This window comes from Streptomyces sp. NPDC051578, from assembly GCF_044454045.1.
Classification (GTDB): domain Bacteria; phylum Actinomycetota; class Actinomycetes; order Streptomycetales; family Streptomycetaceae; genus Streptomyces.
Genome location: NZ_JBITDH010000010.1, coordinates 29,223 through 46,412, shown reverse-complemented (window position 1 = coordinate 46,412; position 17,190 = coordinate 29,223). Strand labels below are relative to the sequence as shown.

Here is a 17,190-nt window from a genome sequence, read left to right as displayed (position 1 = left end):
GGAGCGGGGCTGACGGCCCCGCCCACCGGGCTGGGGGGTCCTCGGGGACGGGGCTCGGAACAGGGTGCGGCTCCCGTCATGGACTCCGCTAAAGCCGGGACGGCCCGGGCGGCGCCGACCCGGGGGCATGAGTTCCTGCCATGCACCTTGCTGCCACCGTGACCGCCTGGCTCCCCCTTCGACCGGCGCTCCAGCATGGCTCCAGAGAATGGAGAGGGACATGACAGTCGACAACGGGACGACCATTGACGGGCGGGTGCTCTCGGGCACCCGGCACCTGATCCACCGTCCGCCCTCGCGGGCCCACTACGGCCTCGACGTCCCCAGCCTGGGCGAGGAGAACTTCACCCTGGTCGGCGCCACTCCCGTCGCCCACCCGCTCTTCAACGACGGCCCGGCCCACTTCCACGACATGCAGATCGCCACGGAGACGATGGGCGAGATCGGCGCGTTCGTCGGGCAGCGGTACTACGGCGTGCCCGAGGACCGGCCGGGCCTCTTCTACCGGTTCACCCTCAACCTCACGGACCTCGCCGCCTGGCGCTCCGAGGGCTCCGGCGCGGGCCCGGTGCCCATGGCGACCCGGATCAGGGCGAGGCCCGCGAACGTGGTCGCCGAAGTGCCGCGCGGGCTCGACTTCCACATCGAGGTCTCCCTCGACGACCGTCCCTGCGCCACCGGGTCGGCCGGCCTCGTGTTCCTGATGCCGAGGCTCTACCGGCGGCACGTCGAACACTCCCGGCAGGCCCTGCGGGCTGTGCCCGAGCTCGACGACGCCCCGGACGGACCGCTGCGCCCGGCCGGTGCCCGGGAGGTGGGCCGCTACGCCGGCGAGAACGTCGTCGTCAGCGAACCGGCCGACGCCTCGCGCGGGCGGATCAGCACCTGGCTGCTCGGCGCGGGCGTGAGCCCCGTCTTCGGCGGTGAGGACGGCCGGCTGTCCGGCCTCCACGTACTGGAGGCGCTGCGCCAGGCCTCACTGCTGTCCGCGGGGCGCGCGCACGGCCTGGACGCACGGCGCAGCACACTCGGCGGCCTGCAGGTGCACTTCCGCGGGCAGGCGGAGCACGGCGTGCCGCTGCGCTGCGTGGCGGTGGCCGGACCGCTCGCGCAGGGCGTCGACGGCCGGCCGGCCGTACCCGTCACGCTGACCCTCACCCAGCGGCGCCGAGCGGTGGCCGAGGCCCGCACCTCCGTGGTGCAGGACTACTGAGCGGCATGCGCTTCCGGATACTGGGACCGCTGGAGGTCTGCGCCGACGCCGATCCAGGGACGTCGCACTCCCCGCAGGCCGCGAAGTTGCGGGTGGTGCTCGGGACCCTGCTGGTGCGGGCGAACGAGGTGGTGTCGGTCGGCACCCTCATCGACGAGCTCTGGCCGGACGCGCCGCCGCGCACCGCGACGACGACCCTCCAGGTGTACGTGTCCCACCTGCGCAAAGTGCTTCGCGGCGCCGACCCGGACCACGGCGGGTCGGCGCTCGTCACCCGTCGCCCGGGCTACGTGCTGCGGGTGGGGGCGGGGGCGCTGGACACCATGGCCTTCGCGGAGCTGAGCCGGTGCGGCCACCGGGCCCTGCAAGCCGGTGACTTCGCGGCCGCCGCGGAGTCCCACCGGCAGGCCCTCGCGCTGTGGCGGGGGCCCGTGCTGTCGGACACCCCGCACGGGGCGGTGCTGGACGGCGCGGCCGTCCGGCTGAACGAGGCCCGCGTGACGGCGCTGGACGAGCGGATCCGCGCCGAGCTCAACCTGGGGCGCCACCGCGAAGTACTGGCGGAGTTGCACGAGTTGGTGGCGGAGCACCGGCTGCACGAGGAGTTCCACGCGTATCTGATGGTGGCGCTGTACCGGTGCGGCCGCCAGGCGGAGGCGCTGCGGGTGTTCACGCTGCTGCGGCAGACCCTGGTGGAGGAACTGGGCATCGAGCCCGGCCCGGCCTCCCGCGAGCTCCAGCGGCGGATCCTGGAGGGCGATCCTGCCCTGTCACGGCCGGGGACGCGCGAGACGGCGGCTGCCACCGGCTCCGGCCCGGCCGCGTGGTCCGCCGCGCCCGGCACGGACCTGCCCGGGAGCGATCCCTACTTCACCGGCCGGTCGGAGGAACTGGCCGAGCTGGAGCGGCTGCTGCGCGCCGCGCCGGCCGGCGCCCGGGTCGCCGTGACGGGGCTGCCCGGCACGGGCAAGTCGGCCCTCGCCGTCGAGGCCGCGCACCGCGCGGCGGACGCCTTCCCCGACGGCCTCCTCTACCTGGACCTGCGCGCCGGCGCCGACGGACAGCCGCCCCGGGCGGTGGACCGGCTGCCGGACGCCGGTCCGCGAAGGACGGCGGGCGACGGCCGGACGGGCGGGCCGCGGAGGTTGCTGCTGCTGGACCACGTCGCCTCCGAGGCGCAGGTGCGGCCGCTGCTGGCCGCCGCGCCCGACGCGGTGGTCCTGCTGACCGCGGGCCGGGTACCCGCCGGGCTGCCGGGCCTGCGGTCGGTGGTGCTCGGGCCGTGGAGCCGGGACGAGGTCCCGCGCCTGGCGGGGCTGTTCGCCGTCCGCGGCGGGCCCGGCGGGGCGGACTGCGCCGATCCGGACGCCGTCGCGGAGACGGCCGAGCTGTGCGGGCGGCTGCCCCTCGCCGTGCGGGCCTCGGCGGCGCAGCTGGCGGCCCGCCCGCACTGGACGGTCGCCGCCCTGGCGGACCGGCTGCGCGAAGAGCGCGGACGGCTGGACGCGCTGCGGACCGGCGATGTCGACGTACGGGCCCGCCTGTACGCGGCGTACGCGGCCTGCCCCGAACCCGCGCGGCGGGCCTTCCGGCTGCTGGGCGCGCTGCCGCCCGGCCGGTTCGGCCCCCGGGAGGCGGCCGCCGCCCTGGACGTGGACGAGCGGGAGGCGGCGGCGGCCCTGGAGGTCCTGGCCGACGAGCGGCTCGTGGCGCTGGAGCGGGACGGCTGCCGGCTGCCGGAGCTGCTGCGGCTGCTGGCGGCGGAGCTGCTGGCGCGGGAGGAGCCGCCCGAGGTGGCGCGGGCGGCTGCGGAACGCGTGTGCGGGGCGTACGCCGACGCCGCGGCGGAGCGGGGCCGCGCGCCGGACGCCGCGGCGTGCGGGCTCGTACACCTGGCGCGCACCGCCCACGAAGCGGGGCTGTGGGAGTTGACCGTACGGCTGACGGACGCCCTGGGCGGCTGGGTACGGGAGGACATGGAGGCCGCCTACGGCCTTGCGCTGGACGCCGCCGTGCGGTGCTCGGACCGGGCGGCCCAGGCGCGGATGCTGCGTTCGCTGGGGGACCTCGCCTGGCAGCACCGGCGCTTGGAGCGGGCCCGCGAACTGTACGGCCGGGCCCTGGACCTGGCCCGCGGGGCCGGTGACGGGGAGGAGGCCGGCCGCGCCCTGGTGGGGCTCGCGGAACTGCTGCTGGACGCCGGGTCGGCGACGGACGCCGCCGCCCTGCTGGAGCCCGCGCTGGCGGCCCTGACGGGGCCCGGCCGGGCCCGGGGGCGGTACGAGGCCAGCCGTACACGGGCGCTGCTGGCCCTGGCGCAGGAGGAGCCGGAGACGGCCCGGGTGTGGTTCGGGGAGTGCCTGGAGCTGGCGGGCGCCCTGCGCGACCACCGGCTGGAGGTGTACGCGCGGCGCTCGCTGCGGGCCCTCGGCACCGGTCCCGCGGTGGGCTCCCGGGGCGCCGTGGAGGTCCGGCCGGGACTGTGGCGGCTGCACCCGCGGCCGCACCCGTCCCCGGTCGGCACATGAGCGGCCGCCCTGCCCGTCCACCGGTCACGCGCCCAACCGGGGCGCCCGCCCCTGACGTTCGGAGAACCATGTCGGTATCGCTGGGCCCGGTCACGGAGCTGGTCGGCCGGGAACTCGAATGCGCCGTGCTGTGCGCGCGGTTGCGGGATCCGGCGGTGCGGCTGGTGACGCTCACCGGGCGGGCCGGCGTGGGCAAGACCGTGCTGGCGGCCGAGGCCGTGCGAGAGGTCGGCGCCGAGTTCACCGTGGTCGGCGTGTCGGACGCGGTGGCCGTGGTGGAGGCGGTCCCGGACGGCGAGGCGGCGTTGGTCGAAGCCGCCGGGCCGCTGCCGGACGGAGCGGGGCGGCTGCTCGTCGTCCTGGACGGCTGCGACCACGCGGCGCGCCCGGCTGCGGCCGGGGCTGCGGCCACGCTCCTGGCCGACCCGCGGGTGGTGGTGCTGGCCACCGCGCTGGAGCCGCTCGGCGTGTACGGGGAACAGCTGCTGCCGCTCGCCCCGCTGGCCGTCGCGGCGCCCGGTCCGGGCGGGGCGGCGGACCCGGAGGAACTGCAAGAGGCGCCCGGGGTGGCGCTGTTCGTGCGGCGCGCCCGGGACGCGGATCCGTCCTTCGCGCTGACCCTGGAGAACGCGGGGGCCGTCGCCGAGCTGTGCGCCCTGCTCGGCGGGCTGCCGCTGGCGGTGGAGCTCGCGGCGCGCCGGCTGCGGCTGTTCCCGCCCCGTCTGCTGCTCTCCCGCCTGCGCGGGCGTACGACGGCGCTGGGCGGAGGACCGCAACAGGCGCCCGAGCGGCACCGTTCGCTCGCCGCCCTCGCGGAGTGGAGCTGCCGCGGACTGGACCCGGCGGCCGTCGGCGCGCTGCGACGACTGAGCGTGTACGAGCCGGGGTTCGGCATGCCGACGGCCGCGGTGGCGGCGGAGGAGGCCGTCGAGGCGCTGCTGGAGCGCGGCGTGGTGTCGGTGGTGGGCGAGGAGCGGGGGGAGCTGCGCCTGGCCGTTCCCGAGCCGGTGCGTTCGTACTGCCGGGACGCCCTGGTGGAGTCGGGCGGCGAGGCCGCCGCACTGGACGCGCACGCGGAGCACTACCGGTCGCTGGTGGGCTCCGCGCAGGCCGCGCTCGCCGGAACCGAACAAGCGTCCCGGCTGCGTGAGTTGGCCGCAGAGGCGGAGAACGTGTCGGCCGCGCTGCGGCGGCTGCGGGAGCGGGGTGACGCCGAGGCCGTCGCCGCGGTGGTGCTGGGCTGCCGGCTGCCCTGGCTGGCGCAGGGGCGGCTGCGGGAGGGCCTGGAGTGGTGCGACGCGGCCGCCGAACCGGCCGGGCCGGCGCTCGCGGACGCCCTGCGGGCCCGGTTGGCCGACCTGTCCGGCGTCTTCGCCCTGGCGCTGGGCGATCCGCAGGAGGCGGTGCGCCACCACCGGCGCGCCCTCGCCCTGGGCAAGGGGGTCGGCGACCGGCGGCAGAACGCGCTGGCCTCCGCCCACCTGGGGGCGGCCCTGCTGGGAGCGGGTGACGTTCCGGGCGCACGGGCGGTGCTGGTGGCCTCGCTGAGCGCGCTCGAATCGATGGGCGTCACCCGGGGCGCGGCCGCGGCCGCCGCCTCCCTCGCCGCCGTGCTGCGGGCCGACGGGGACCGGCGCAAGGCGCTGGAACTGCTGGAGCGGGCCGAGGAGGCGTTCCGCCGGATCCGGGACGGGCGGGGCCTGGCCGGTGTGCTGCGGATCTCGGCGGCGCTGGCCCTGGAGGGAGAGGAGCCGGAGCGCGCGGACCGGGCCCTGCGGGAGGCCCTCCGCCTGTACGGGGATGTCGGGGAGCACAGTGAACTGCCGGGCCTGCTGGAGGAGTTCGCACTGCTGTTGCTGCGCACTGCGCCCGCGCAGCGGCCCCGGTGCGTACGGCTGCTCGCGGCGGCGGACACCCTGCGCGCCCGGACGGGGGCGCGGGTGCCCGACGAGTGGCGCTCCGAGGCTGAGCGGGCCCGTACGGAGCTCAGCTCCCGGCTGGATTGGACGGACTTCGCCGTGGCCTGGGCGGAGGGGGTGCGGATGACCGCGCCGACGGCCGTGGCGGAGGCGCTTTCGGCGCCCGGGCCCTCGCGGCGCCCGGTGGTGTCGGCCGCCGCGGAGGCGCAGTCCCTCACCCCCCGCCAGGTGCAGGTGGCGCTGCTGGTCGCGGAGGGTCTGACGAACCGGCACATCGCGGCCCGGCTGGACATCTCGGAGTGGACCGTCGTCAACCACGTCCGTCAGGTGATGCGGCGCCTGGGCTGCACGTCGCGGGTGCAGGTCGCCGGGGCGGTGGGCCGATGGGCATGACCGGTCCCACCGTGTACGGCGCCGTGGACCGCCGGGGCCCCACCCCGGCCCGCCCCATGGACATCAGCCCGCCCGACGAGGTCACCGCCCGGTTCCGCGCGGCCGGCTGGTGGCGGCCGCAGACGTTCCTGGACGACCTGTACCGCACGGCGGCCGTCGCGCCGCAGCGCCCGGCGATCGTCTCGGAGCGCGCCCACCGGCCCGCGGACCGGCGCCGGGTCACGATCGGCTACGGGCGGCTCGCCGCGTACGTCGACCGGTTCGCCGCCGCGCTGCATTCGCTCGGGGTCGCACCGGGCGACCCGGTGGCCTACCAGTTGCCCAACTGGTGGGAGACGGCGGCGCTGACCCTGGCCTGCCTGCGGGCCGGGGCCGTCGCGGTGCCGGTGCTGCCGACCATACGGGCGCACGGGCTGCGGCGGATCCTGGACAGCACCCGGGCCCGGGTGTGCGTGGTGCCCGACGTGTGGGAGGGCTTCCCGCACGCGCAGGCGCTCGCGGACCTGGCCCCGCGGCTGCCGTGGCTGCGGCACCGGATCGTCCTGGGGGACGCCGCGGCGACCGGGGCGGTCGACTTCGAGGCGTACTTCCGGCGCACCGCGCACGAGCGCACCGAAGCGGGCCGCACGGCCGGACCGCGCCCGGGCCGCGCCGACCGGCCCGCGCTGCTGATCAGCGTGATGGGGCTGAGGGACGCCTACACCTCGGTGGTGCACTCCCCCGACACCCTGTACGCCAACATCAGTACGCAGAACGAGCCGCAGGGGCCCGGACGCAGGCCGGGCGAGGTCTTCCTCAGTACGCTCCCGCTCACCTCGCTGGCCTCGCTGATCTACACGGTGTACTGGCCGCTGGCGGTCGGCGGCACCGGCGTCTACCAGGACGTCTGGGAGCCGGGCCGGTGCCTGGACCTGATGGCGGCGGCCGGGGTCGACCAGGTCAACGCCGAGCCCGCGTACCTGTCGGAGCTGCTCACCGTGCAGCGCCGGCGGCCCCGGCGGACGGACCGGCTGCGGCTGGTGCTGTCCGGCGGGCGCACCAGTACCCCGGAGCCGCTGGCCGCCGAGCTGCGGGAGGTGTTCGGGGTGCCGGTGCTCTCCGTATGGGGAGCGCCCGAGCTGGGCATGGGGACCCTGTCCGGGGACGTCGCGCACGGACGGGACGGCGTCAGCGCGCTGACGGGCCTTGAGTTCTCGGCCACCCCGGGCACGCAGACGCTGACGGTACGGGGGCCCTCGGTGTGCCTGGCCACCTGGCCGCACGGCACGGCGGCCCCGCGGCCCACGTGGGAGCACGACGACGGCCGCCTCGACACCGGGGACCGGGCCACCGCCGGACGGCACGGCGGGGTGCGGGTCGTGGCCCGGGCCGGCGAGCGGACCGGGGCCATCTTCATGGTGCCCGTCGCCGAGGTGGAGGAGCGGCTGCTGACGCATCCCCGGGTGCGGGAGGCCGCGGTCGTCGCCTACACCGATCCGGAGCACGGGGAGCTGCCGTGCGCGGTGGTGGTCCCGGCCGCGCAGGACCGGCCGCCGGGGCCGGCGGAGCTGCGCGAGCACCTCGGCGGGCTGGGCGTCGCGGAGGCCTTCCTCCCGACCCGGCTGGAGATCGTCGGGGCACTGCCCCGCGACGACCACGGCCAGGTCCGGCGCGACGCGCTCCGCGGCTGGCTGGCGCGCCTGCGCCCCGGCGAGCCCCGGCCGGCGCCGGACACGGCGTGAAGCGCTACTCGCAGCCGGCCACGCGACGGGCGAACGCCGCCAGTTCGCCGCGCCAGTGCGGGGCGAGGGGGGCGGCGGCCACCGCCGCGTCGGCACGCTCCAGGAGTGCGGCGATGGTCTCCTCGGCGCCGGCGCGGGCCCGCTCGTCGAAGAACACCTCCCGCAGGAACTGGGCGTCGCCGCCGAAGCCGGGGCCGCCGCGCAGGAAGCCGCGGATGCGCCAGGCACCGTGCAGGGCGCGGGCGTACTCCTCGTAGGTCTCGCGCAGGTCCTCGCGGCCCGCGAGCGCCGCGCCGATGAGCAGGGCGTGGCGCAGGCCGTACCAGCCCGCGCCGCAGCCGCTGCCGCAGCCGGAGACGCACTGGCCGGGCCAGGCGTCGTCGAGGTACTCGGTCGCCGCCGCGGCCTCCACGTGCGCGCCGATGGCCCGTTCCGTGCGCAGCTCGTCCCACCACCGCCAGGCCTCGTACGGGAGCCGGACCGCGAGCCGGTCGCCGTAGGCGAGGGCGAGGTCCCCGGCGAGTACGGCGGTGCCCTCCCCGAACCGGCGGGATTCGCCGCGCCAGCCGTTGCGTTCGTGCTCGGCGGCGTGGCTGATGTGCAGGGTGGGGATGCCTCGCCGCAGCGGCGCGTTGTCCCGTACGTCCTCACGGATCATCAGGCAGGTGTCGAGGAGTTCCAGCGCAGCGGCCGCGGCGACGGCGTCCTCACCGTCCGGGTCACCGCCCGCGGCGAGGTAGCCGGTGAGGCAGATGACGGGGTGCGCCCGCTCGGCGCCGGCCTGCACCAGTTCGGCGACGCCCGCCACCAGTACGGCGCTCCGCGGATCGCAGGTGCGACGGGCCCGGTGCTCTTCGGCGAGCAGCCGGGCGAGTCGTTCCTCGACCCGGTCGAGCATGGCGTCGCGTACCCGTGCGGGTGTCTGCGTGCGCCACGGCTGGTGGTCGGTCGGTGTCGTCATGGTGCCCTCCCTGGTGGGCTACGGCCTCATGACCGACTTTCCCCGACACCGCTCGAGGGGACCATCGAGGAACGCTACAGAGGGCCGCCCGGGGGGATGTGGGGGCCCGGTCCGCCAGTTGTCTGCCACCCGGCGGCGCCCCGGGAGCCGACCTTGCCATGAGCTTGCCATGCCCCTCCCGCCCCGCGTCCTCCCCCCGTCACCTTCGCACCACCGGTGACCCTCCGCGTGGGGCTGTCAGAGGTCCATGGCAGTCTCGGTGGTTCACCGGGCCCAACGGCCCATCAGCAGGACACCACTGATGTGGGGGGAAACATGGCAGTCATACGCAAGCGCACGGTGCTGCGCTCGGGCCTCGTCGCCGCCGCTCTGGCGGCAGGGGTGCTCGCGGCCCCGGCCGCGGCCCAGGCGGCTCCGGCGGCTCCGAAGCCGTCGGCGGCGGCGCAGGCCTTCGAGCCCGGCACCTCGCACGGCGCCGGCGAGGTCGCACGCAGCAAGAACGCAGTGCTGACGCTCCAGTCCGACGGCAACCTGGTGCTGGCGCACGTGTCCGGCGGGGTCCTGTGGGCCACCGGCACGTACGGCAACCCGGGCGCGACCGTGGCGTTCCAGCAGGACGGCAACCTGGTCGTCTACTCCGCCGCCGGCAAGGCCCTGTGGGCCGCCGGCTCCTACGGCAACCCGGGCGCCCGTCTGGACCTGCAGTCCGACGGCAACCTCGTCGTCTACCGGCAGGACGGCTCCGGGGCCTGGAGCACCGGGACGTGGATGGTCGACACCGCGGTCTACGCGACCTGGCAGATCGGCTCCGGGAACTGGACCTGGAGCCCCAACGCGATCCTCGCCATGGAACGGACCGGCAAGCTCAGCATCCGCGACCGCCACACCCTGGCCGAGCGCTGGTCCACCAACACCTGGGGGCCGGGCGCCTACGCCCGGATGCAGTCGGACGGCAACTTCGTCGTCTACGGGAAGGACGGCGGCGAGGGCCAGGGCGGCGCCCTGTGGTCCACCGGCACCTGGAACGCCCCCGGTGCCCACCTGGTGTTCCAGGCCGACGGGAACCTCGTGCTCCTGGCGAAGGACCCCGACGCCGTCCTGTGGCAGAGCGGCACCGCCGACCCGGCCTGAATCGGCTTGCCATTCGAGCGGGGCCCGTACAAACTGATCTCCGTTGAATCGAACGCGTTCAACTCTTTGTCTTCCTCATGGGGGGTAGGAATGACTCTCGACCGCAAGCGTGCCGCCTGGACCGGCGCGCTCATCGCCGCCGCCGTCTCGGCCGGCGTGCTCGTCGCCCCGATGGCCCAGGCCGCCGACGGCAAGACCGGCAACACGACCACCGTCAAGGTCCCGGCCAAGAAGCCCCAGGGCGTCCCGGCCAAGGCCGCTGCCAAGAACCGGCAGCGCGCGACGGCCCTCACCGCGACGGCCGGCGCCGTCTCCCTGCGCCCGGGCGACGTGCTCGCCTCGAACGAGTACATCGAGACCGAGAACGGCTACCTGTTCATGCAGCCGGACGGCAACCTGGTCCTCGACCACAAGGCCGGGGCCGAACTGTGGGCCTCGGGCACGTACGGCAACACGGGCGCCTACGCGGTCTTCCAGACCGACGGCAACTTCGTGATCTACAAGAAGGACGGCGGCCCGGGCAAGGGCGGGGCGCTGTGGAACTCCGGCACCTGGGGCAACACGGGCGGCCACCTGGACTTCCAGGACGACGCGAACCTCGTCGTCTACCGCGCGGACAACTCCGCCGGCTGGGCGACCAAGACGTGGAAGGTGGGGAACAACACCCTCTCCGGCGGCCAGAACCTGGAGCGCGGCACCTGGATGTCGGCCGCCAACTCCATCCTGGCCCAGGACAACCGCGGCTACTTCGCGGTGTTCTACCGCGGCAAGGACTACGGTCGGGGCTTCTGGAACTACAGCCCCGGCGCCTACACCCGGATGCAGAACGACGGCAACCTCGTCACGTACAAGAAGGACGGCGGCGAAGGCAAGGGCGGCGCCGTCTGGGACACCAAGACGTGGGGCCAGAACGGCGCCTACCTCTCCTACGGGGCCAACGACTCCACCCTGGTGCTCCACAAGGCCACCGGCGAGGTCCTCATCGACTTCAAGACCGGCGACAACCAGCAGTAGACCGGACGTCCGGTCCCCGGCCCGGGGCGAGGGTTTCCCCGCCCCGGGCCGGGCTGCTTCGGCCGCCGTCGCGAACCGCCCGCGGCTCAGACCAGTTCCGCGACCCCCAGGTGGAAGTCGACGGGCAGGGCCTGGCGGCCGGGGATGTCCAGTTTGCGGTAGACGCGGGTCAGGTGCTGTTCCACCGTGCTGACGGTGATGTACAGCTTCTGCGCGATCTCCCGGTTGGTGTGGCCGTGTACGGCGAGCAGGGCGACCCGCTTCTCCGAGTCGCTGAGGCTCGCCACGAGGTCGGCGTCCGGGCCGTCGGCGCCCTCTCCGGGGCCGGGGCTGTCGCCGGTGTGGCCCGGCAGGATCTTCACGCACAGGGCTTCGGCTCCGCACTCCCTGGCGACGTGCCAGGCCCGCCGGTCGACCATGGCGGCGCGCGCCGGTTCGCCCAGCTCCCGCAGGACCTGCCCGAAGTCGGTCATGGCGCGGGCCAGTTCGTACTGGTCGCCGGAACGGTGCAGTTCGTCGACCGCCTTGGCCAGCAGCGCCTGCCGCTCCTTCGGTTCGCGCAGCGAGGCCCGCAGCCGCAGGGAGATGCCGCGCACCCAGGGGTCGTCGGCGTCGCGGGTGGTGAGCTGGTCCGCGAGGAACCGTTCGGCCTGGTGGGCCTCGCCGAGCCGGATCAGGGCCTCCGCCGCGTCCGTCCGCCACGGCAGTACCCGGGGCCGGTCCAGGCCCCAGCGCTTCATGTGGCGGCCGATGTCGAGGAAGTCGCCGAGCGCGGCGTGGAAGCGGCTGGTGGCCAGGGCGTGCTGGCCGCGGGCGCGCAGGTAGTTCAGGCCGTGGACGCTGCCGGCCGGCTTGTCGGGGACGGGCCGGCTGAGGACGGCCGCGGCCGCCTCGGGACGGCCCATGGCCGTGTACGCCCGCACCAGGGTGCCGGCGACGCCGCTGAGCAGGGCGCTGCCGCCGCGCTCGGGAACGGCGCGCAGCGCACCTTCGGCGGTTTCCGCGGCGCCGGTGAGGTCGCCCAGGCGTAGCCGTGCCTCGGCGAGCAGGCCGGCGAACTCGGCCTGCCAGCCGGTGGCGCCGCGCTGGCGGGCCTGGCGGACGAACCCCTCGCACCACGGCAGGGCGCGGGCGGCTCCGTGCAGGTGCAGGAGGGTGCGCAGGGCCTGTGCTACGGGTTCGACGGTGCCTTCGGCGAGGGTCGCGCCGCGCAGGAACAGTTCGGCGGCTTGGGCGGCCGCGGCCTCTTCCGGCTCTGCGGGCAGGGCCCACAGGGCCGCCGGGTGCGTGGCGGTGCGGGCGGGGCGGCCCGCCAGGGGGGCGCCCCGGTCGGTGATGGCGGTGGCGCGGTCGGGCGCGGACCACCGGGGGAACGCGGAGAGGCCGTCCAGCGGATCGTCGCCGGGGACTTCGCCGGGCCGGCGGACCGCGGCGGGGGGCCGCCCGTCGGGCGAGGCCATCCGCTCCAGTACGGCGGCCGACTCGTCGATGCGGCCCTGGGCGGCCAGGATTCGGGCGAGGGGGCCGAAGGCGCGCTGTTCGAGGCGGCCTTCTGCGAGGGCGGCCAGGGGTTCCAGGAGGTGGCGTTCGGCGGCGGCCGGGTCGGTGCGTGCGGCGACGGCGGCGAGCCTGATGCCGATGTCGGCGCGCCGGGCGTCGTCCGGGCAGGCTTCGTGGGCGAGCCGCAGGAGGGCGGCGGCCCGGTCGGGGGCACCGTCGGCGAGGTACTGGTCGGCGGCGGAGCGCAGTACGGGCAGGGCCCAGTCCTCGGTGGTGTGCCGGGCGGCGAGGAGGTGGCGGGCGACTTCGGTGTCGGGTGCGCCGGCGGCACGGGCCAGCAGGGCCGACCTGCGGTGCAGGTCGCTGCGCGCGGCGGGGTCCATCCGGTCCAGTACGGCGGCGCGTGCGGCCGGGTGACGCAGCCCCGGGCCGTCGAGCAGGCCGGCGGCGTCGAGTGCCGCGACCGCCCGGGCGGCGGCGGTCTCGGTGGTTCCGCTCAGCCGGGCGACGTGCGCGGGGCCCGCCAGCACGTCCAGTGCCGCGATCGCCTCGGCCAGTTCGGTGGTGACGGCCCCGCAGCGGTGGAGGCACGCCAGTACCGCCTGGGCGTAGGCGTCGCCGAGCCGGATCAACGGGTCCTGGAGCAGGGCGCGCAGCAGCAGCGGGTTGCCGCCGCTGGCCTGGTGGAGCCGGCCGGTCTCCGCCTCCGTGCGGTCGGGGAACATCGCGCGCACCGCCTCGGGGCGCAGGCGTTCGAGCCGCAGCCGTACGAAGTGGGGCAGCCGGAGCAGTTCGGTGCGCAGCAGCGGGTCGGCGCCGCGTTCGTGGAGGGACTCGGTGAACACCAGGAGGATCCGGGCCTGCCGGCCGGCGCGCGCGAGGTGCAGCAGATGGCGGGTGGAGAGTTCGTCGACGTGGTGGAGGTCGTCGACACAGATCACCACGGGCGCGGTGGCGCTGAGTTCGCGGACGGACAGGGCGAAGGCCTGCATGACCTCGATGCGGCCCGCGTCGGCCGCCTGCGGCGGGTGGGCCAGTGCTCCGGCCGGGGCGTCGGCGGTCAGCTGCCGCAGTACGCCGAGCGGATCGCCCTTTTCGGCGGCCGTTCCCATACCGCGCAGTACGACGCAGCCGCGGGAACGGGCGTGTGCGGCGACGGCTTCGAGGAATTCGCTTTTACCGCAGCCGACGGCCGCTTCGATGAGAAGTAATCCGGCGTTCCCTTCCGCGCAGCCTTCGATCTGCGCATGGGCAAGGGATAGTTCCTCGGCACGGCGGAACAACACCATAAGAGTCCCCCAGTGGCCCCGGTCCGCGCGTTCGGTGAAATGAACGAATGCGGATACAGGAATGATCGAGCAATGCTTGAGCGATAAATCAGGCCTCAGTGTAGGCCGGGGGAAGACTCCTCACGGTGTCCGGAAGCTGCCAGGCATCAATCCCCGCGGCCGGCCGCGGGGAAGATGCGGCGGGGGACGTTCCGCGGGTGGCCGGGGGTTCGCCACTCGCGCGGATATCCGACGGACACCTCCTCGAAGCGCACGCCGTCGTGCCACGTGGTGCGCGGGATGTGCAGGTGGCCGTAGACCACGGCGGCGGCCCGGAAGCGCCGGTGCCAGTCGGCGGTCAGCTCCGTGCCGCACCACTGGGCGAACTCGGGGTGGCGCAGCACGCGGGTGGGGTTGCGGACGAGGGGGAAGTGGTTGACGAGGACCGTGCGCAGCTCGGGGTCGCACGCCGCGAGCCGCCCTTCGGTGAGGGAGACCCGGGCCCGGCACCAGGCCTCGCGGGACGGGTAGGGGTCCGGGTGCAGCAGGAACTCGTCGCTGCACACCACCCCTGCCGCGTAGGCCTCTTCGAGGGCCTGCTCCTTGGTGGCCGCCGACGGGGTGCGGAAGGAGTAGTCGTACAGCAGGAACAGGGGCGCCACGACGAGGGGGCCGCCGGGGCCGGACCAGACGGGGTAGGGGTCCTCGGGCGTGTGCACGCCGAACGAGCGGCAGATTTCGACGAGCAGCCGGTAGCGCGCCTCGCCGCGGGGGCCCTCGGGATCGTCGCGCAGCGTCCACAGATCGTGATTCCCGGGCGCCCAGATCACCGTGGCGTATCGCATGGTGAGCAGTTGGAGCACCCACCGCAGGTCTTCGGGAGACTCTCCGACGTCGCCTGCGATGACGAGCCAATCGGCGGGGCTCTCGGGATACAGCTCCTCGACGATCCTGCGGTTCTCCGGGAATGCGACATGGAGGTCGCTGATGCCCATGAGGTTTCCGTGCGGCATTCCGTGAGTTTGGACGGGCTCCGGCGCGCCCGGCACCCCTGCCGGGCCCCTGAATTGCCTCCCGGCTTCGCCGTCAGGGCTATGGCAGGCGCATGGCAATGCCGGTGCGGGGCGTGCCAGCGTCGGGGCAGGCGGCGCCCGTACGGGTGCGCGGATGGCAGCGGACTGGCGGCCGGGCGGTCTTCCGGGGCCCGATCGGTCCGGGCGCGGCTCACGTTCCTGGCCCCGGCGGCGCGGTGGCGCGAGCGTGGAGTCGTCAGGCCGACCCCGGCCGGCACCGATACCGCGACCCGAGGGAATGCCGTGCTCACGAAGCTCCTGCCGGCGGACGTCGCCACCGCCGAGGCCACCGCCGACCCGTCCGAGGTCTTCCTCTACCCGGAGGAGGAGAGCCTGATCCGCAACGCCGTACCGAAGCGGCGGCTGGAATTCGGCACCGTCCGCTGGTGCGCCCGCCGGGCGATGGACTCCCTCGGGCTGCCGCCGGCTCCGGTGGTACCGGGCCGGCGCGGTGCCCCGCAGTGGGCGCCCTCCGTCGTCGGGTCCATGACGCACTGCGCGGGGTTCCGCGGGGTGGCCCTGGCCCGTTCGGCCCAGTTCGCGGCGGTGGGCATCGACGCGGAGACGAACACGGCCCTGCCCGCCGGGGTGTTGGAGTCGATCGCGCTGCCCCGGGAGCTGCGCTGGACCCGGGAGCTGGCGCGGGCCGTCCCGGAGGTCTCCTGGGACCGGCTGCTGTTCAGCATCAAGGAGGCCGTCTACAAGACGTGGTTCCCGCTGACGGGTCAGGAACTGGACTTCACCGACGCCCTGGTGAGCATCGACGCCGCCGAGGAGACGTTCCGGGCACGGCTGCTGCCGGACCCCGCGACCCTCTCGACGGCGGGGCCGCACGCGTTCAGCGGCCGCTGGTCCGCGGCGGACGGCGTGCTGCTCAGCGCGATCGCCGTCCCGGCCGCCCGGCCCGTCGCCGCGGGCACCCGGCCCGCCGGCGCGGACGCCCCGCGCGTCGCCGCGGGTGCCCCGCAACGGCGAAGCGCCCCCCGCCTCTGCCCTGCGGGGAGCGCTTGCTGACCGGTTCGCCGACGGTGTCGCGGGGTCAGCCCCAGCGGTCGTCCTCGGGTACCTGCGGGGCGTCGGTGATACCGCTGTTCCCCACGATCGTGACCGACAGGTTTAACGCGTTCGCCACGACGGACCCGGACATGAACTGCGCGCCCATGACGGCCAGGACTATACCCGCGAGTACGGTCAAGCACATGGCAGAGAATTTGCCCGAAATTACCCTCACGCCTTCCCCCAGTTGAAGATCAGGTTCCGAGCACCCGCACCTGTCCGAATTTTCCGGCTTTGGCGACCCCGGGTGATGCGAATAGAGTGCTCGACATCGATCAATCACGCCAAGAGGCCCACGCTGGCGTAAAGTTACGTGGCAGCAATTACATCGATCAGTGGGGGCTGAGATGTTCACAGGGGAGGGACCGGATTCAGGCTTCGCAGAGCTGGACGACGTCAGCGCCACCGCCTACGGGCTGGCCGTCGAGACCGGCCGCTTCGTGCGCGAACAGGTCGCCGAGCAGCTGTCCCTGACACCCGAGGAGATCGACCGGGTCGAGCGCGTGCTCCGCGGCGTGCGCCTGCTGCAGTCGATGCCGGGCAACCCCGCCGAACTCACCCCCGTCACCCCCGACGTGGCCGCCGCTTCCCTGGTGGCGCCCGCCGAGCGCCAGATCCGCGACCTCCAGCAGGCGGTCACCGACGTGCGCGCCAAGCTCCTGTCCCTGACCCCGCTCTATTTCGAGGGCCGCAGGCTGCGCAACCGGCTCGAAGCCTTCGACATCATCACGGACGTCTCGCGGATCCAGGCGATGCTCGACCACCTGAGCCAGAACTGCAAGAGCGAGCTGCTCACCGTGCAGCCCGGCGGTGCGCGGCCGGCCGATCTCCTCGACCAGGCCCGTGAGTCGGCCCTCTCCACGCTCGCCCGTGGAGTGCAGATCCGCACGATCTACCAGCACACGGCCCGCAACGACCTGCCCACGCGCTCCTACGTCCGCGACGTGACCCGGCACGGCGCCGAGATCCGTACCGCCGACGAAGTGATCGACCGGCTGATCATCTACGACCGTGAGGTCGCCTTCCTGCCTGAACGTTCCTCCGTGGACTGCGCGCCGGGCGCGGCGATCGTCCGCGAGCCGACGCTCGTGGCGTTCCTGTGCTCCGTCTTCGAGTACCTCTGGGACGGCGCGTCCGCCTATGTGGTGGAGACCCAGCGGTCCACCGCCTCCTCCGACGAGCTGCGGTGGTCGATCATCCGGCTGATGGCGAAGGGGTACAAGGACGAGATGGTCGCCCGCCGGCTCGGCATGTCGGTCCGCACCTGCCGGCGCCACATCGCCGACATCACCGAGGAACTGGAGGCGACGAGCCGCTTCCAGGCCGGCTACAACGCGGCCCGGCAGGAGATGCTCTCCGGCGATTCGGCCCCCTCGCCCGGCTGATCCGGCGTGCGCCGGGGCGTATCGCGCC

At 74.9% G+C, this 17,190-nt stretch carries 12 protein-coding genes; 8 read left to right on the top strand and 4 right to left on the bottom strand.

The annotated features are described in order from the left end of the window. Nucleotides 1–220 precede the first annotated feature (220 nt). The 4 genes from ACIA6C_RS29060 to ACIA6C_RS29045 all read left to right on the top strand — a co-directional run bounded on the left by ACIA6C_RS29060 (nt 221) and on the right by ACIA6C_RS29045 (nt 7,774). On the top strand, nt 221–1,213 hold the full coding sequence (locus ACIA6C_RS29060; protein WP_399280289.1) for an AfsA-related hotdog domain-containing protein: 993 nt from the start codon (nt 221–223) through the stop codon (nt 1,211–1,213). Between the two features lie 5 nt (nt 1,214–1,218). Then, nucleotides 1,219–3,741, top strand: coding sequence for a BTAD domain-containing putative transcriptional regulator (locus tag ACIA6C_RS29055; RefSeq protein WP_399280287.1), 2,523 nt, complete (start codon nt 1,219–1,221; stop codon nt 3,739–3,741). Between the two features lie 68 nt (nt 3,742–3,809). Beyond that, complete coding sequence (locus ACIA6C_RS29050; RefSeq protein WP_399280285.1) at nt 3,810–6,053, top strand: ATP-binding protein; 2,244 nt, start codon at nt 3,810–3,812, stop codon at nt 6,051–6,053. After that, on the top strand, nt 6,050–7,774 hold the full coding sequence (locus tag ACIA6C_RS29045) for an AMP-binding protein (RefSeq protein ID WP_399280283.1): 1,725 nt from the start codon (nt 6,050–6,052) through the stop codon (nt 7,772–7,774). The genes ACIA6C_RS29050 and ACIA6C_RS29045 overlap by 4 nt, the downstream gene beginning before the upstream one ends. 4 nt (nt 7,775–7,778) lie before the next feature. Here the strand turns inward: ACIA6C_RS29045 and ACIA6C_RS29040 are convergent, their stop codons facing one another. Further along, nucleotides 7,779–8,735 (bottom strand): polyprenyl synthetase family protein, encoded by a 957-nt coding sequence (locus ACIA6C_RS29040; protein ID WP_399280281.1) that lies wholly within the window; start codon nt 8,733–8,735, stop codon nt 7,779–7,781. Between the two features lie 315 nt (nt 8,736–9,050). On the opposite strand from ACIA6C_RS29040, the gene ACIA6C_RS29035 reads away from it, so the two are divergent. Beyond that, nucleotides 9,051–9,866, top strand: a complete 816-nt coding sequence (locus ACIA6C_RS29035; protein WP_399280279.1) for a hypothetical protein — start codon at nt 9,051–9,053, stop codon at nt 9,864–9,866. A gap of 90 nt (nt 9,867–9,956) precedes the next feature. Then, complete coding sequence (locus ACIA6C_RS29030; protein ID WP_399280277.1) at nt 9,957–10,880, top strand: hypothetical protein; 924 nt, start codon at nt 9,957–9,959, stop codon at nt 10,878–10,880. 86 nt (nt 10,881–10,966) lie between these two features. Here the strand turns inward: ACIA6C_RS29030 and ACIA6C_RS29025 are convergent, their stop codons facing one another. Together ACIA6C_RS29025 and ACIA6C_RS29020 are read right to left on the bottom strand one after the other, a co-directional pair. Next, entirely contained in the window at nt 10,967–13,663 is a 2,697-nt protein-coding gene (locus ACIA6C_RS29025; protein WP_399280275.1) for an AAA family ATPase, read from the bottom strand. Nucleotides 13,664–13,815: 152 nt separating this feature from the next. Then, nucleotides 13,816–14,661 carry a metallophosphoesterase gene (locus ACIA6C_RS29020; RefSeq protein ID WP_361139355.1) on the bottom strand — a complete coding sequence of 282 codons (846 nt, stop codon included), beginning with the start codon at nt 14,659–14,661 and terminating at the stop codon, nt 13,816–13,818. 303 nt (nt 14,662–14,964) lie between these two features. Between ACIA6C_RS29020 and ACIA6C_RS29015 the strand changes: the two genes are divergently transcribed. Then, nucleotides 14,965–15,735, top strand: a complete 771-nt coding sequence (locus ACIA6C_RS29015) for a 4'-phosphopantetheinyl transferase (RefSeq protein WP_399280273.1) — start codon at nt 14,965–14,967, stop codon at nt 15,733–15,735. Between the two features lie 25 nt (nt 15,736–15,760). On the opposite strand, the gene ACIA6C_RS29010 is transcribed toward ACIA6C_RS29015, so the two are convergent. Next, nucleotides 15,761–15,922, bottom strand: a complete 162-nt coding sequence (locus tag ACIA6C_RS29010) for a hypothetical protein (protein WP_399280271.1) — start codon at nt 15,920–15,922, stop codon at nt 15,761–15,763. Nucleotides 15,923–16,124: 202 nt separating this feature from the next. On the opposite strand from ACIA6C_RS29010, the gene ACIA6C_RS29005 reads away from it, so the two are divergent. Beyond that, nucleotides 16,125–17,162: a LuxR C-terminal-related transcriptional regulator gene (locus tag ACIA6C_RS29005; protein ID WP_366080217.1), complete on the top strand. Its 1,038-nt coding sequence runs from the start codon at nt 16,125–16,127 to the stop codon at nt 17,160–17,162. Nucleotides 17,163–17,190 lie beyond the last annotated feature (28 nt).

Excerpts from the sequence above, each read along its gene's own strand:
- ACIA6C_RS29060 (WP_399280289.1), top strand. The coding sequence starts at position 221 with ATGACAGTCGACAACGGGACGACCATTGACGGGCGGGTGCTCTCGGGC.
- ACIA6C_RS29055 (WP_399280287.1), top strand. The coding sequence starts at position 1,219 with ATGCGCTTCCGGATACTGGGACCGCTGGAGGTCTGCGCCGACGCCGAT.
- ACIA6C_RS29050 (WP_399280285.1), top strand. The coding sequence starts at position 3,810 with ATGTCGGTATCGCTGGGCCCGGTCACGGAGCTGGTCGGCCGGGAACTC.
- ACIA6C_RS29045 (WP_399280283.1), top strand. The coding sequence starts at position 6,050 with ATGACCGGTCCCACCGTGTACGGCGCCGTGGACCGCCGGGGCCCCACC.
- ACIA6C_RS29040 (WP_399280281.1), bottom strand. The coding sequence starts at position 8,735 with ATGACGACACCGACCGACCACCAGCCGTGGCGCACGCAGACACCCGCA.
- ACIA6C_RS29035 (WP_399280279.1), top strand. The coding sequence starts at position 9,051 with ATGGCAGTCATACGCAAGCGCACGGTGCTGCGCTCGGGCCTCGTCGCC.
- ACIA6C_RS29030 (WP_399280277.1), top strand. The coding sequence starts at position 9,957 with ATGACTCTCGACCGCAAGCGTGCCGCCTGGACCGGCGCGCTCATCGCC.
- ACIA6C_RS29020 (WP_361139355.1), bottom strand. The coding sequence starts at position 14,661 with ATGCCGCACGGAAACCTCATGGGCATCAGCGACCTCCATGTCGCATTC.
- ACIA6C_RS29010 (WP_399280271.1), bottom strand. The coding sequence starts at position 15,922 with ATGTGCTTGACCGTACTCGCGGGTATAGTCCTGGCCGTCATGGGCGCG.
- ACIA6C_RS29005 (WP_366080217.1), top strand. The coding sequence starts at position 16,125 with ATGTTCACAGGGGAGGGACCGGATTCAGGCTTCGCAGAGCTGGACGAC.